The sequence below is a fragment of the Flavobacterium luminosum genome (assembly GCF_023635005.1).
Taxonomy (GTDB): Bacteria; Bacteroidota; Bacteroidia; order Flavobacteriales; family Flavobacteriaceae; genus Flavobacterium; species Flavobacterium luminosum.
The window spans coordinates 55101-71345 of record NZ_JAMLJM010000005.1 but is presented as its reverse complement, the minus strand read 5'-3'; the positions used below and the strand labels follow the sequence as shown (position 1 = coordinate 71345).

General features: G+C 33.4%; 14 protein-coding genes. 11 read left to right on the top strand and 3 right to left on the bottom strand.

Going from position 1 to position 16245, the window contains the following annotated elements; genetic code table 11:
* Positions 1-15 precede the first annotated feature (15 nt).
* The 6 genes from rplM (at position 16) to NAT50_RS07920 (ending at position 3863) form a co-directional block, all read left to right on the top strand.
* A complete protein-coding gene (rplM, locus tag NAT50_RS07945) occupies positions 16-471 on the top strand; it encodes a 50S ribosomal protein L13 (protein ID WP_250592703.1) in 456 nt (151 codons plus the stop codon).
* The gene (gene rpsI / locus NAT50_RS07940; RefSeq protein ID WP_250592702.1) at positions 471-857 is read left to right on the top strand and encodes a 30S ribosomal protein S9; all 387 of its coding nucleotides are present in this window, start codon (positions 471-473) and stop codon (positions 855-857) included. Before rplM ends, rpsI begins: the two co-directional genes overlap by 1 nt.
* 147 nt (positions 858-1004) lie before the next feature.
* The gene (gene rpsB / locus NAT50_RS07935) at positions 1005-1763 is read left to right on the top strand and encodes a 30S ribosomal protein S2 (protein ID WP_250592701.1); all 759 of its coding nucleotides are present in this window, start codon (positions 1005-1007) and stop codon (positions 1761-1763) included.
* 122 nt (positions 1764-1885) lie between these two features.
* Complete coding sequence (gene tsf / locus NAT50_RS07930; RefSeq protein ID WP_250592700.1) at positions 1886-2710, top strand: translation elongation factor Ts; 825 nt, start codon at positions 1886-1888, stop codon at positions 2708-2710.
* 80 nt (positions 2711-2790) lie between these two features.
* Entirely contained in the window at positions 2791-3453 is a 663-nt protein-coding gene (locus tag NAT50_RS07925) for a queuosine precursor transporter (protein ID WP_250592699.1), read from the top strand.
* Between the two features lie 29 nt (positions 3454-3482).
* The gene (locus NAT50_RS07920; RefSeq protein WP_250592698.1) at positions 3483-3863 is read left to right on the top strand and encodes a hypothetical protein; all 381 of its coding nucleotides are present in this window, start codon (positions 3483-3485) and stop codon (positions 3861-3863) included.
* Between the two features lie 63 nt (positions 3864-3926).
* Here the strand turns inward: NAT50_RS07920 and NAT50_RS07915 are convergent, their stop codons facing one another.
* Positions 3927-5138, bottom strand: coding sequence for an MFS transporter (locus tag NAT50_RS07915; RefSeq protein WP_250592696.1), 1212 nt, complete (start codon positions 5136-5138; stop codon positions 3927-3929).
* A 59-nt stretch (positions 5139-5197) separates the two neighbouring features.
* Complete coding sequence (locus NAT50_RS07910; protein ID WP_250592695.1) at positions 5198-5803, bottom strand: PAS domain-containing protein; 606 nt, start codon at positions 5801-5803, stop codon at positions 5198-5200.
* A 277-nt stretch (positions 5804-6080) separates the two neighbouring features.
* On the opposite strand from NAT50_RS07910, the gene pyrH reads away from it, so the two are divergent.
* The 4 genes from pyrH (at position 6081) to NAT50_RS07890 (ending at position 11245) form a co-directional block, all read left to right on the top strand.
* On the top strand, positions 6081-6788 hold the full coding sequence (pyrH, locus tag NAT50_RS07905) for a UMP kinase (protein ID WP_250592694.1): 708 nt from the start codon (positions 6081-6083) through the stop codon (positions 6786-6788).
* A gap of 61 nt (positions 6789-6849) precedes the next feature.
* Entirely contained in the window at positions 6850-7413 is a 564-nt protein-coding gene (gene frr / locus NAT50_RS07900; protein WP_250592693.1) for a ribosome recycling factor, read from the top strand.
* 128 nt (positions 7414-7541) lie between these two features.
* Positions 7542-8618, top strand: coding sequence for a Ppx/GppA phosphatase family protein (locus NAT50_RS07895; protein WP_250592692.1), 1077 nt, complete (start codon positions 7542-7544; stop codon positions 8616-8618).
* Between the two features lie 371 nt (positions 8619-8989).
* On the top strand, positions 8990-11245 hold the full coding sequence (locus NAT50_RS07890; protein WP_250592691.1) for a DUF5686 family protein: 2256 nt from the start codon (positions 8990-8992) through the stop codon (positions 11243-11245).
* Here NAT50_RS07890 and NAT50_RS07885 read toward each other — a convergent pair.
* Positions 11228-13501: a cation:proton antiporter gene (locus tag NAT50_RS07885; RefSeq protein WP_250592690.1), complete on the bottom strand. Its 2274-nt coding sequence runs from the start codon at positions 13499-13501 to the stop codon at positions 11228-11230. The genes NAT50_RS07890 and NAT50_RS07885 overlap by 18 nt on opposite strands.
* Before the next feature lie 169 nt (positions 13502-13670).
* On the opposite strand from NAT50_RS07885, the gene NAT50_RS07880 reads away from it, so the two are divergent.
* Positions 13671-16103, top strand: a complete 2433-nt coding sequence (locus NAT50_RS07880; protein ID WP_250592688.1) for an efflux RND transporter permease subunit — start codon at positions 13671-13673, stop codon at positions 16101-16103.
* The last annotated feature ends 142 nt before the right edge of the window (positions 16104-16245 follow it).

The following is a 16245-nucleotide window of genomic DNA, read 5'->3' as shown; positions in this document are numbered from 1 at the left end:
TAAAAAGTAATTATTGTGAACACATTAAGCTACAAGACAATTTCGGCAAACAAAGCTACTGCAGATAAACAGTGGATCGTTGTTGATGCTGAAGGTCATAACTTAGGTCGTCTTGCTTCAAAAGTTGCGATGCTTTTAAGAGGTAAGTACAAACCAAGTTATACACCGCACGTGGACTGTGGTGATAACGTAATTGTTATCAACGCAGAAAAAATTAATCTAACTGGTAACAAATTAGAAGACAAAACTTACGTTCGTCATACAGGTTACCCAGGAGGACAAAGATTTTTAACAGCTAAGGTAATGCAACAAAAAAATCCTGCATTATTAGTAGAAAAAGCTGTAAAAGGAATGTTACCTAAAAACAAATTAGGAGCTCAATTATTCCGTAATTTAAATGTAAATGTAGGTCCAGAGCACAAACATGCTGCTCAAACACCTAAAACCGTTAATCTAAACGATCTTAAGTAATGGCAGTTATTCACAAAATCGGTAGAAGAAAATGTGCCGTGGCACGTGTTTATGTATCTGAAGGTACAGGAAACATCACTGTAAACAAAAAAGCATTTGATGCTTACTTCCCTACTGCAACTTTACAGTACAAAGTAATGCAACCTCTTGCTATGACTGAAAACGCTTCTAACTTTGACGTAAAAATCAATGTTTACGGAGGTGGTACAACAGGTCAAGCAGAAGCTGTACGTATGGCAATTGCAAGAGCTATGTGCGAAGTTGGAGAAGGAAACAGAGCAATCTTAAAACCTGAAGGATTATTAACACGTGACCCTCGTATGGTTGAGCGTAAAAAATTCGGTCAGAAGAAAGCTCGTAAGAGATTCCAATTCTCTAAACGTTAATATTTATTATTATTTATTACAAAAACTAAGTTATTGTTGCTTTTCCGTGCTGAGGCCGGAGATTAGTTTAGCATCTAAATGGTTAAGACCTGATTTAAAATCGCTACTTACCCATTGCTAATTCAACAGAACGTAAACTATTACAAAATGGCAAATAAAGTAGAAGTTAAAGAATTACTAGAAGCAGGTGTTCACTTCGGACACATGACTAGAAAATGGGACCCAAACATGGCTCCTTACATCTATATGGAGCGTAATGGTATCCACATTATCAACCTATATAAAACTGCAGCTAAAATTGAAGAAGCTAATGAAGCTTTGAAAAAAATCGCTGCCTCTGGTAGAAAAGTACTTTTCGTAGCTACCAAAAAACAAGCTAAAGACATCGTTGCTGAAAAAGCAACTGCTGCAAACATGCCTTACATCACTGAAAGATGGCCAGGTGGTATGTTAACAAACTTCGTTACTATCCGTAAAGCTGTTAAAAAAATGGCTTCTATCGACAGAATGAAGAAAGACGGTACATTTGATACTCTTTCTAAAAAAGAGAAATTACAAATTGAGCGTCTACGTGCAAAATTAGAGAAGAACTTAGGTTCTATCGCTGATATGTCAAGATTACCTGCTGCATTATTCGTAGTAGATATCAAAGCTGAACAAATCGCAGTAAAAGAAGCTCAAAAATTAAACATTCCAGTTTTCGCAATGGTAGATACTAACTCTGACCCACGTCAAGTTGATTATGTTATCCCTGCAAACGATGATGCTTCAAAATCAATCGATAAAGTATTATCTTTAGTTACTGCAGCTATCACTGAAGGTTTGTCAAACAGAACTTCAGATAAAGAAGCAGAAGCTACTGAAGGAGCAAAAGTTGAAACTACAACTGCCGCTTCAGAAGAATAAATAATTTAAATTCCAAACTCAAAATTTCAAAACACCTTGATTTTAGCAATAGAATTGGGCTTGAAAATTTGGGGTTTGGAATTTTTTCTTTTAAAAACAATAAAATTAAATTATAAAACACTATGGCAACAATCACTGCTGCAGACGTAAATAAATTAAGAACCATCACCGGAGCTGGTATGATGGATTGTAAGAAAGCATTAGTTGAGGCTGATGGAGATTTCGATTTAGCTATCGAAAACTTACGTAAAAAAGGACAAAAAGTAGCGGCTAACCGTTCTGACAGAGAATCTACAGAAGGTGCTGCTATTGCTGCTGTAAATGCTGATAAAACTGCTGGAGTAGTTATCACTTTAAACTGTGAAACTGACTTCGTTGGTAAAAATGAAGGTTTCGTTAAATTAGCTACTGATTTAGCTAACCAAGCATTAAACTTCACAACTAAAGAAGAGCTTTTAGCTTCTGACTTTGGTGGAATTACAGTTGCTGAGAAATTAATCGAGCAAACAGGTGTTATTGGTGAAAAAATTGAAATCGGATCTTTCGAGCGTTTAGAAGGTGCTTTCGTAGGATCTTACATTCACGCTGGTAACAAAATCGCTACTTTAGCTGCATTATCTGCTAACGTTGCTGGTGCTGAAGAAGCAGCAAGAAACGTTGCTATGCAAGCGGCTGCGATGAACCCAATCGCTTTAGACGAAGCTGGTGTTGATGCTGCAACTATCGAAAAAGAAATCGAAATTGCTAAAGATCAATTAAGAGCTGAAGGTAAACCAGAAGCTATGTTAGACAACATTGCTAAAGGAAAATTAAACCGTTTCTTCAAAGACAATACTTTAGTAAACCAAGATTTCATTAAAGATGGTTCTATGAGTGTTGCTGCTTACGTTAAAACTGTTGATGGTGGTTTAACTGTAACAGGTTTCAGAAGAGTTGCTTTAGGCTAATCAGTCGATAAAGATACTTTAAAAGCTGTTCCCGTGGGAGCAGCTTTTTTTATTTTATTCCTATCTTTGAAAAAAAGACTATGTTTGAATCTAGAAAAGATTATGTTTTCATAATTCTATCAGGAATATTCATCACCAATGCAATAGTGGCTGAGCTCATTGGCGGAAAACTAATACAAATAGGTCCATTTGTCATGAGTATTGGAATTTTGCCTTGGCCTATAGTTTTTCTAACCACCGATTTAATCAACGAATATTTTGGAAAAAAAGGGGTTAAAAAACTTTCGTTTATCACCGCTGGTTTAATTTTATATGCGTTTTTAATCTTGTTTATGGCCTTAACCATTCCTGCAGCAAGAGGAATTAGCCCAGTTAATGACGAACAGTTCACCGCTGTATTTGGGCAAAGTATGTGGATAATTGTCGGAAGTATTACCGCATTTTTACTATCTCAATTAACAGATGTGATGATCTTTAACTATTTCAAAAGAAAAACAGGCAATAAAAAAATATGGCTACGAGCTACCGGATCTACAATTTTCTCTCAACTCATCGATTCCTTTATTGTCCTTGGAATCGCCTTTTGGTTACCTGGAAAAATTAATTTTGAAACATTTATCACTTCAGCGCTAACAGGCTACATCTTCAAACTAGGATTAGCCATTACACTGACACCTCTCATCTATGTAGGGCATACAATTATAAATAATTATTTACAAAAAGGTTTAACAAAAAATAATTAAATTTACATTCTAATTTATATTTACAATCAATGGCGGATTATTTAAAATTATTTGGAGACACCATAGCGAAGGAAATGCCAGGATTCATCTCTATCAGTATTATTGAAGTGAAAAGTGGTATTACTTTTTTTTCAAAAAATAGTAATAAGAATTTCGATTTAGAACACGCTTCTAGATTTGCTCTAGAAATCATCAGAGCCCAATTGAATGCAAATTATACCTTAGGAAAAAATCAAACTATTGAAGACATTGTTGTCATGCTTTCTGACCAATTACAAATTTTAAAAATGTCTGAGAACAATGATTACTTCATTTATCTAGTTGTAAACGCTTCTAAGGCAAACTTAGCGTTCACCAGAGCATTACTCAACAAAAGCATTAAAGAGATATCTAAGAATTTAAAATCTTAAATCTTGAAATTAAAAAAGGAGGTAATAAATACCTCCTTTTTACTTTTAAATATATATACAACCTTAAAACAAGGTTATCAAATCATCTACTTTTTCTTTTTCTTTTCTGATTAATTTCAAAACGAAATAAGTGGTTATAGCTGCAACAAATGCTAATATTCCATTAAATAACCAATTCGTATCATAACTATATTTTTGAATGATTGTTAAACCCGTCTTAGAACTAAAAACATGGGCAAAACCGTAGCTCATTTGGAAAATAGACATGAAATAACCTTCTAAGTTTTTATGACTTCTATTCATCACGAAACCACTGGCAAATGAGAATGTAAGCATGTTTCCAAAAGAAATGAAAACCATAAAAATCCAAAATACCCATGGTTCATGTACTAAAAACAGTAAGACATAAGAAAAACCTATTAACAACAACCCGAAAATAATCGCAAAAAGGTCAACAATTTTATTTCTCTGAACAAAATTAACTACAGAGATCTCGAAAAGAGCTAAAATAATTCCACTAAAACTCAAAAATAGACCACTATCAAATTCTGTTAATTTATACACTTCAGAGTGGTAAATTGGCATGATCGAGAATACTTGGAAAAACAAATATCCAGTGATTAAAGCTACTATCCAATTGATAACAAATGGAATGTCTTTAAAAGGCGCTAGTTTATCTAAATTAGCCGTATTGAAGGTCATCTTGTATAATAATTTTTTCTCGCGTACAAAAAGTACAAAAATCAAAATCGCTATAATACAAGTGGCTCCATCAACAACTAACAAAGCACTATATCCAAAGTTAACTATCAGGAAACCACCTAAAACGGGACCAACCACAAAACCTAAGTTAGTTGCAGCTCGGAGTAAAGATAAGGCCTTCAGTCGCATGTCTTTACTCACATAATTGTTAAGACTGAGCATCATGGCGGGTCTGTACATGTCCGCTATAGAAGTTAAGGCAAATACAGAAACACACAAAAGTTCGAAGGTTTTTACATATTGGAGAGAAATAAAAATCAATCCACTAGTAAACAAACTAAAAACCATGACTTTGTAAGATCCAAAGATATCCGATAGTTTACCACTTAAAAAAGTACCAAACAAAGATCCAACACCAAAACAAACCATAACCCAACCCACTTGGGAATAGGTTAAATTCGCTTCGTCTTTAAGATATTTGGACAAGAATGGAACCGCTACAGCACCAATTCTATTCACCAAAGAAACTAAAGCAAGAATCCATATTTCTCTGGGAAAATTTTTAAAATTCATTAAGTAACGATTAAGCATATCTTAAGTGTATTTGGGGGTGAAAAATTGTACTAAAAAAACTAATTGTGTCCGAAAAATTTACTAAAGAAACCTTTCTTAACATTTTCTTTCTCTACATCAGAGGTAGCTGTTTCAAAATCTTTAGACTTAGCATCATCTAGCATTAATTTAGTAATCATATCAACATAACTTAAATTAATATCTTCTAAATAACCAACTAAATACTTCTCACTGGCTTCTATACCACTTACTGCCTCAATGTCTGATAATTTTTTGTAAAGCGCTTCTATTTTCTTTACCACATCATCAGAAATAGCTTTACGTCTTGCAATGTACTTTTGGATTTTTGCGTTATCATCCACAATGTAATCAAAATCTGTAATAACCCAGTAATGCTTACCTGATTTTGCTAAATTCTTAATTATTCCGTGAAATTTATACCCTTTTTTGATGTGATCCCACATGGTCTTAAAAATAACCTTAGGCATATCAGGGTGTCTAATGATATTGTGAGGTTGTCCTACTAATTCAGGCTCTGTGTAACCTGAAACTTCAGCGAATACATCGTTAATGTATTCTATTGTTCCAAATAAGTCAGTTTTACTGACAATTGTCAAAGAAGTATCCCAAACAACTGCTTCATCAACAGGTATCGGCTTTTCCATAATGTAAATTTATTTTTCAACAAAATTAATGATAATTTAATTATAAAAAAATTAAAATTTGTTAAATAAATTATCTTTAAAAAATGTTTTAAAACTTAAAAAAGTTGTAATTTTACATCTTTTAAAGATAAAAAATCTTTTAAAGATATTTTAAATAAACAAATATTATCATAAAATAGGTTGCAAAAAATTAACTAATGCATAAAAAATCAAGATTATAATTTTCTATAAAGTTTATAGTATATTTGTGACAAAAAATAAAAGCTATAAAAGCAACATGAAATATAAAAGAATACTCCTAAAACTAAGCGGTGAAGCCTTAATGGGAGACCGTCAATACGGTATTGATCCTAAAAGATTAAGTGAATATGCCGATGAAATTAAACAAATTCATGATTTAGGCATAGAAATTGCAATTGTAATTGGCGGAGGAAATATTTTTAGAGGTGTGGCTGGTGCCAGCAATGGAATGGATAGAGTGCAAGGAGATTACATGGGTATGTTAGCTACCATAATCAACGGTATGGCGCTTCAAGGAGCTCTAGAGGAAAAGGGAATGCTAACTCGCTTGCAAACTGCTTTAAAAATTGAAGCTATTGCGGAACCTTATATTAAACGTAGAGCTGTTCGCCACTTAGAAAAAGGACGCATTGTAATTTTTGGAGCAGGAACCGGAAATCCGTATTTTACAACCGACACCGCTGCAGTATTGAGAGGAATCGAAGTAGACGCCGATGTTATTTTAAAAGGAACAAGAGTGGACGGAGTATACAATGTAGATCCAGAAAAAAACCCTGATGCTGTTAAATTTGATTATATTTCATTTGACGATGTGATCAAAAAAGGATTAAATGTTATGGATACAACAGCGTTTACTTTGAGCCAAGAAAATAAATTGCCAATAATTGTTTTTGATATGAACAAAGAAGGTAACCTTTTAAAAATTTGCAAAGGAGAAAATATTGGAACAATAGTAAACATCTAAACTTAGCATAAAACGATTATAATTTTAAAAGCAAACATTATAATAAAAAACAATTCTAAAGATGACTGAGGAAATTAATTTTATACTTGACAGTACCAAAGAATCAATGGAAGGTTCTATTGCACACTTAGAAAAAGAATTTTTAAATATTAGAGCAGGAAAGGCAACCCCTCAAATGTTAGGAGGGGTATTTGTAGATTATTATGGATCACAAACACCGCTTTCACAAGTAGCAAACATCAACGTTCCTGATGCTAGAACTATTACAGTTACTCCTTGGGAAAAAAGTATGCTACAACCCATAGAAAAAGCCATCATGATAGCCAATATAGGTTTTAATCCAATGAACAATGGCGATAATATCATCATATCTGTACCTCCTTTAACGGAAGAGCGTCGTAGAGACTTGGTAAAACAAGCCAAAGCAGAATCGGAAGAAGCTAAAATCGGAATCCGAAATGCAAGAAAAGATGCTAATACAGATATTAAAAAACTAGAAAAAGAAGGTACTTCTGAAGATATTTGTAAAACAGCCGAAGAAAGCGTTCAAAAACTAACCGATACTTATATCAAAAAAATTGAGGATCTTTTGGTAGTTAAAGAAGCTGAAATCATGAAAGTATAACTTTTGCCACAGTGAAATTACTGTAGATTCCCTAAAACAGCAATTTTTCTGGATAAAAGTTCTTTATTTTAATAAATTAATTTTTGGAAAGTAAAAAACATTGTCTTTCCAAAAGAAAACTTGACCACATGAAAAAAACAAATTTAGTAGTGTTCTTGTTGGCATTTTTGTTCATTCAGACCAACAACTTTGCACAAGGAAACAAAAATCTATTCGCAGGAATAGAAATCGGTAGTAAAGGGATAAAAATGACCGTTTTAGATATTAACAATATCAAAAAAGGTGATTTTACAATTAAAACCTATTGGTCTGAAAATGTTGGAATTGCTAAAAATATATCGATTGACAGCACTCTAGCAAAAGAAGATATTGATAGAGGTGCTGCTGTGGTTCTAGCCAACTATAAAAAAATTAAAGACGAGTTAAAAGTACCCGATGAAAACATATTCATCGTAGGTTCTTCAGGAGTTGCCATGGCAAAAAACACAAAAGATCTAACCGATAAAGTGAAACTTTTAACCCAAAAAGATTTAGATTTCATCGATGCACAAACAGAAGGTAAAATGCTTTTGAAAGGTTGTATTCCTCCTATTGATTATGAAAATTCAATGGTATTGGATATTGGAGGGGGAAATACGAAAGGTGGCTATGTTGACATCTTGAATAATGAAAACTTTGTGTTTTTCCCTTTAAATCTTAACTATGGTACGATCACACTTACAGAAGCTGTGAACAAAAAAACCAGAAATAACGATATCAGCGAATACAACAACAAATCTTTTGGTTACTTACCTGTATTGAGAGAACAAGTAACCGCGATGTACAATTCAAGACCGGTTGCATTGAAAAAAGAAAAGATTTACCTATCTGGCGGAGCGGTGTGGGCTTTTTACACCTTATATAATGGTGTAGCTAAAGAAACTTTCAATGAGTTTAAACTAGAAGATGTTATTAACTACGATGCCATTTTGAAAAACAACTTTAAAAAGTTCGAAGAGATGGCCAAAACAGATAAAGATGTGGAGCGAGTGCTAAAAACATACTCTCAAAAATACTTAATATCTGGAAGTAATATCTTATTGGTTTGTTTGGAAGCAGTCCCACATATCAACGAAAAGAAATTATATTTTGCTAAAGAAGGACAAATCGCTTGGTTGGTTTCATACATTGCGGATCGTTCTGAAAAAGTAAAAAAAGTATACTAAAAAGTGAACTACAGAAATCCATTTAAAACTGTTTCTGTAACCTATTAAAAATTCCTCACGAAAAGAGACTGTACTTTATAAGTACAATCAGAAAAGTAGATGTATTTCGTTTTCTAAAGCTCTTATTTTCGTGAGGATTTTTTTGTATACTATAAATTTCTATGAAATCCTTTTCACAAGACCACCTTCTAATCTATCGGATCTATTGCTATTTCATAAACATTGAAACAAAAAGTAAACTTAATTCTTATTGTACAGACTAAAAAGCAATTAAAAATTAAGGCAATATGCTAAAAATAAGATAATACTGATTTTGTTTTCAGAATAGAATTATCTTTGTAGTCCCTATTTTTGGTGTTTAATTGATATCGATGATTTTTAGAAAGTTTTTCTTTATAGTATTTACGGCTTTAATTGGTGGTTCAACCAAAATAAAAGCTCAGGAACAAACGATTCCCGCGCAAGAAATCATTAAAAAAACCATTCTGTTAAAAGAAGGTACTACTGTCAAAAATTTCGAATTTACCGCCTACAACAAAGTAATCGTTACAGCCAATCCAGAATTGATTAAAGGTAAAATTGATTCCATATTTATCACAAAAAGAAGAAAAAAAACACTAAAAAAAATCGATTCTTCTGAATATAATTTCAAAAAAATCATTTCGAAACAACATCTTTATCAAACCGAAAAGATTTCACAATACAGCATCGTAAATCGTCAAAATAAAGAAATCATCCTAGCAACAAGGATGGCTGGATTTAAAGAACCCATTTATGAATATTTTGCACTTCATCTTCAACCTCTAACCGGTTACGAAAAAAAGTTTACCCTTGCGGAAAAGGATTTTATAAGTCCAATTTCCAAAAGAGGATTAACCCAATACGACTATACTCGTCTCGAGAATACAATACTTAATCAACGAAAAATCATTGTTATCGCTTTTAAACCAAAAGCATCAAACAAAAACAATAAGTTAAGTGGTAAACTTTACATAGATGAAAAGCAATTTAACCTAGCTAAGTTAGAATTGCAATCCGAAGGAATCATCAATGTTAAAGCCGTACATGATTACCAATACAATGAAGAAAAACAGTTTTGGCTTCCGTTAAAGTCGGCGCTAACCATAAAAAAAGGAAAGAACAAAACGCCTATAAAAATCTTTGGTCAATTGATTACATTCGACAATACCGAAGACTTATTTGATCCAGAAGTAAAAAGAACCGTTTCAGATTACATCGAAATCAAATCTAAAACGAATTACTATAAACTAAGAACAGACTCGATCAAAAAAATATTTCGAGATGGAATTTCTGTGGAAGTAAGTGAAAAATCAACAGAAAAAAGAGAAGCAATCTGGCAAGAACATTTACAAGACACTATTGATCTACGAAGCAATCCAACCTATGTATCCATAGACAGTTTAGTCGAAGCCAAACGCATTGAAAACAAAATCACCATAGGTCGAAAAATCATCAAAGGATATTATCCGCTTTCCTTTTTCGATTTTGACCTACGCTATCTCTTCAAATACAACAACTATGAAGGCATTCGATTTGGTTTAGGTGGTGTTACCAATGAAAAACTTTCCAAAGATTATAAAATAGAGGGTTATCTTGCTTATGGTACCAAAGATGGTTTTTTCAAAGGAATGATTTCTAATGTGGTTCGATTGCATAAAAAATCAGAAACCTGGCTTGGTGTTTCCTATAAAGATGATGTTTCTGAAATTGCCAATACAAACTTCGAAATCGATAAAAAAGTTTTTAAGATTTACGATCCAAGACCCTTTAACATCAGTACCTTCTACAATCATGAAACTTGGCGAGGATTTGTGGAAAGTAAAATTATTCCTAAAACAGAAAGTGTTTTTCAAATCACACAAAGTTATATCGAGCCAAAATTTAATTACAGTTTTGAGAACCACGGAAAACTATACACCGATTTTCGAACAACCTTAGTGACTGCTTCCGTTCAGTGGAATCCATTCAGTAATTACATGCAAACGCCTAGAGGTAAAATTGAAATCGAAAAAAGATATCCTAAATTCACGTTTCAATTCACAAAATCGTTACCGGGTTTGTGGCGAAACAATTTTGATTTTGGAAAAATTGATTTTAGGTTTGATCTTCAGAAAAAATTCAATTCAAATCACAAAATACTCTTTTTAGCTGAAGCACAATATGCCTTCGGAGAGGTACCACTCACCCATTTATACAACCATTCTCCGAACAATTTAAACAAGGATAAAATTCTTAAAAGAATCACTTTTGCAGGACGAGATAGTTTTGAAACGATGTATTTTAATGAATTTTTCTCCAACAAACTTGCATTTTTTCAATTAGAGCACCAATTCCCAAAATTATACATTAGCCGACAACTAAAACCTGTGTTTTCATTAGTTACTCGCTATGGTATAGGGGATTTAGATCACAAGGAAAGACACAAGGATTTCGCTTTTAAAACCCTTGAAAAAGGTTTTATGGAATCAGGTTTCGAACTAAATCAACTATTTAAAATAGTAGGATTTACAGCCTTTTATCGTTATGGACCAAATCAACTACCGAATTTTGAAGACAATATCGCTTTAAAACTCAGTGTTCAAATTGATTTAGGGTTTAATAATTAAAACCGAAGGAAGATCATTCAGCCAAAGACTCTGAGAATCGATTAACTTTTTCCAGCTATCTAGACTAATCAACATTAAATCCTGCTTGATCAAAAACGCATGATTGATTTCTTCTTCCCCAACCAAAGTGATATTGTCTGGATATTGTTGCTCTAAGGTATCTATAGCGCTTTTAATAAGAAAATGATTTTCTATTTGATTTTCCACATCCAACACATTCACTTTCGAATTGTTGTTGAAGATGAATTTTTGAACATAATCTATCAGGAAAGCATCTTCTGAAGAGAAAAACGGAACAAAAACCTTATCCGAGTTTCTCAAATCATTATCCACAAAAATCCCTAATGGAGTTTTATTTTTGGAAATAATCTGACGCGTTCTTTCATCGAAAATAGAATTAGCAAACAACCCTTCTTTTCCGGTAAGTTTATCCATCAATCGATCCGGATTGATGATTCGAGTGGTGAAGCCAATTACTTTACCTAAAAGCGTCCCTTCAAAAATAGATTTTCCTAAACCGACCAATAATAAATCGTAATCTCCTCTAGAAGCAATTTCAGCAATATCATTTTCAATATCAGTAGTTGCTTTGTACAAGGTGTTAATCTCCTGATTGAGCGCTTTGGATTCTTCTATAATTGGAACGAAAGTTTCTTTCTCGTATTCCTCAATATTATAACCATGAATTTCATCACTTACCGACAAATGCATAGCCGTTATTGAAGAAGTTTCTTTTTGTTTTTTAACCAAACTATTCGCTAACTTCAATAAGGACTTTCCTTTTTCATTATTTCCGAAAGAAATTAGAATTTTATATTTGTTACTATCCTCGACCACTTCTTTTGGAATAACTACTTCTTTAGATTTGAACACCCAATTTATCAAATCAAGTGCTGGACCAGTCATAAAAGTAGTTACCAATGCCATAATCACCATCATGGTAAATATTTCCGATGTTAAAACTCCCAAATCATACCCAATATTCAAAACTACGAGTTCCATTAGTCCGCGTGTGTTCATCAAGGCACCTATGGTTAAACTATCTTTCCAATCTTGGCCTACAAATCGGGCTGTTAAAGCGCTACCAACAAACTTACCTAGAACCGCTACCAAAATAATGAACCCCGTTACTTTCCAAAGATAAGGGTCATTAATAAGTCCAATTTGTGTACGAAGACCAGTGAAGACAAAGAATAAAGGTAATAATAAAATCACAGAAACATCTTCGACTTTTTCAATAAAAACATGTCTGAATTTTGAAATATCAGGCATAATTGCACCCGTCATAAAAGCTCCAAAAAGAGCGTGAATCCCTATAACTTCAGTAGCATAAGAAGAAACGATCAAAGTCAAAAAGAAAATGGCTACAACCGGTTTGCTTAAATTTTCGTTGTCTTTATACAATTCTCCAACACGTTTCAAAAACGGTTTTACTAGAAAAAGCATGGCTAGAACATAAATAAATGCCAACGCAATAACATACAAAGAACTCAGAAACGTACCTGCTTTAACAATAGCAATAACTGCCGCCAACAAGCACCAAGCCGTTATATCATCTGCCGCCGCACAGGTAATCACAATAGTTCCTAATCTTGTTTTGTGCAAACCTCTTTCCTGAACAATACGTGCTAAAACAGGAAAAGCGGTAATACTCATGGCGATTCCCATGAATAAACTAAACGAGAGAAATTCTACTCCTTGAGGGGCAAACTTATGATAAACAAAATAGGCCAAAGAAATTCCTAAAGCAAAAGGAATTACTATACTAGCATGACTGATTACTACAGCGTCATTGGCTTTATTTTTAAGTACTTTCAAATCTAATTCCATACCAATGACGAACATGAAAAGAATCAAACCTATTTGACTTAAAAAGTGTAAATTCCCTAAGGAATCTACCGGAAACAAAAAAGAGGCAAATTCTGGAAAATACATTCCTACGACAGAAGGTCCTAAGAAAATACCGGCTATTATTTCACCAATTACAGACGGCTGTCCAATCTTTTTGAAGATCCATCCAAAAAAACGGGCTATGATAATAATGGTAATGATTTGCGCCAATAAAATCGCCAACGGGTGTTCTACATTATGAAACAAACCTTCCAAAAACTGAGTCCATTTAGAATCATTAGAAGTTGGGGCTATGATTTTTCTGCCAATTTCTAGATTCTTTCCTTGCTGAACCACCCAGTACATCAGTGTGATAAAAACGCCTGTAACTGTAAAATAAAATATAGTATTTCTTACTTTATTCATTGTCTGAAATGTATAATACTCTACAAAGATGATAAAATATCTACGGTTTTGAAAATATCAAACTAAATAGTGACCTTAATTTAAAATTGAAACACAATTGCATTTAAAAAACCGTCATTACTTCTTAATTCATTAGCTTTTACTTACCTTTGGTACCCATTTTATTTGTATGAAAAAGTTATTCAGTTTAGGTTTTTGGGAATTAATAGCCCGACTCATCTTAAGAAATAGAATTACAGTTATTCTCGGTGTTATTCTTATCACCATTTTTTTTGCACTTCAATGGAAAAACATCCGTTTTACCCAAAAGGAAGCCAATCTTATCCCTGCCGATGATAAAGTCAATGTAGACTATGATCATTTCCTCGATAAATTCGGAGAAGAAGGAAACCTAATCCTTATTGCCACCAAAGATCCGAAACTTTTTACTCCAAAAGTTTTCCAGGCTTGGTCAACGATGATGCAAAACATCAACAAACATAAAGAAGTTGACCTAGTTATTTCGGTAGATAATTTAAAGACGCTAACAAAAAACGATACCTTACAATCGTTTCAGTTAACCAATCTGGTCAATCCAAATAAAATTCAGGATCCAAAATATCTTCAAGAAATTCGAACAGAACTCCTTCAAAATTTACCTTTTTACGAAGGATTATTGTTCAACAAAAAAACCGGAGCTATCCGATCGGCTATTTATATCGACAAAAAAATTGTCAATACCAAAGCGAGAAAAGATTACATTCTTTCCGATCTAATTCCGGAAATTGAAAAATTCGAAAAAGACACTGGAATCGATCTTCATACCTCCGGAATGCCATACATCCGAACACTGAATTCGAAAACCATCATCGATGAAATTGGATTATTTATTGGCGCCGCTCTATTAGTCACTGGACTTATATTCTTTTTCTTTTTCCGATCGTTTAGAGCCACTTTAATCTCGTTAATTATTGTGATTATTGGTGTTATGTGGTCTTTCGGTTTATTGGGATTACTCGATTATGAAATTACCGTATTAACCGCATTGGTCCCTACTCTAGTTATTGTTATCGGAATTCCTAATTGTATCTTTTTAATCAACAAGTACCATCAGGAATACCACAAACATTCTAACAAAGCCAAAGCTCTTCAACGAGTTATTACCAAAACTGGAACGGCCACCTTAATGACCAATATCACGACAGCATTGGGTTTTGCTACTTTTATTGCAACCAACAATGTTTTATTGACGGAATTTGGTGTGGTGACCTCTATTAATATCTTGGCTATTTATTTACTTTGCTTATTAATTCTACCTATATTTTTCAGTTACATTCCAGCTCCTATTCCAAGGCATTTAGGGCATTTAGAAAGAGAGTATTTAACTTCTTTTTTTCAATGGATTGTCAATACCGTAAAATACAACCGCGTGGGCGTTTATATGGTAGCCATTTCATTACTCATTATCGGAATGATTGGAATCCATAAGATGAGAATTTCAGGAAGTATCATTGAAGATATGCCTAAAAAAACAGCTTTTTTTGAAGACATTCGTTTCTTCGAAAAAGAATTTGATGGCGTAATGCCTCTGGAAATTATGATTAATACCAAACGTAAAAAAGGGGTTATGAAATTGTCCACCTTAAAACGTATGGAAGAGCTTGAGGAGACCATCATGGAAATACCAGAATTATCGAAACCTCTTTCGATTGTTAATCTGGTCAAATACTCTAAACAAGCGTATTATAACAACAACCCTGACTTTTACGAGTTACCAACAGCCCAAGAACAAGCTTTTATCTTGTCTTATGCTAAAAATGCTACGAAAAACTCAAAAGAAAACTTAATGAAAAGCTATGTTGACTCCACAGGTCAATACGCCCGAATTACAACATTCATAAAAGACGAAAACGGCGAAAAAATGGAGGAGATCGAAGCTCGAATCAGAGCCAAAGCCGACAAAGTTTTCCCTTCGCCTCGCTATGAAGTAATCATTACTGGAAAACCTTCAGTCTTTCAAAAAGGAACCCATTATTTGTTAGACAATCTTCTTTCGTCATTACTGATGGCTTTTGGTTTAACAGCAGGATTAGTAGCAATCATGTTTCGTTCATTTAAAATGGTTTTGGTTTCCATTATTCCAAATCTATTACCATTATTAATGACTGCAGGTCTAATGGGATTCCTAAATATTCCTTTGAAACCTTCTACAATCTTGGTTTTTGGAATCGCTTTTGGAATGTCCGTTGACGATACTTTACGCTTTTTAGCACAATACCGAATGGAACTGTCTCGCAACGACTGGAAAATAAAGAAATCGGTGTTTGCTACGTTTGATGATGCCGGTATCAGTATGTTTTACACTTCAATTGTATTGTTCTTCGGATTTTCAGTATTCATGTTATCTAGTTTCGGAGGTACTGTTGCCTTAGGCGGATTAGTGGCACTAACACTCAGTTTTGGTATGCTTTCTAATCTTGTCTTATTGCCTTCATTGGTATTATCATTAAACAAAACATTAGCAAACCAACAAGAATTTTTGGAACCAACTATAGACATTTTGGAACCAACCGACGAGGAGGTCGATGCCGTGGAGAAAAAACAAACTGATCAAACGCCATAATTTTTGATGTACTATCACAGCCTCGATTCAAATAAAACAATCGAGGCTGTTTTTTTAATGCATATATTTAAGAAAATAAACGTAATTACACCTATTAACAGATTTTCTCTTTTCCTTCAAATCCTCTATATTTGCAATTGAT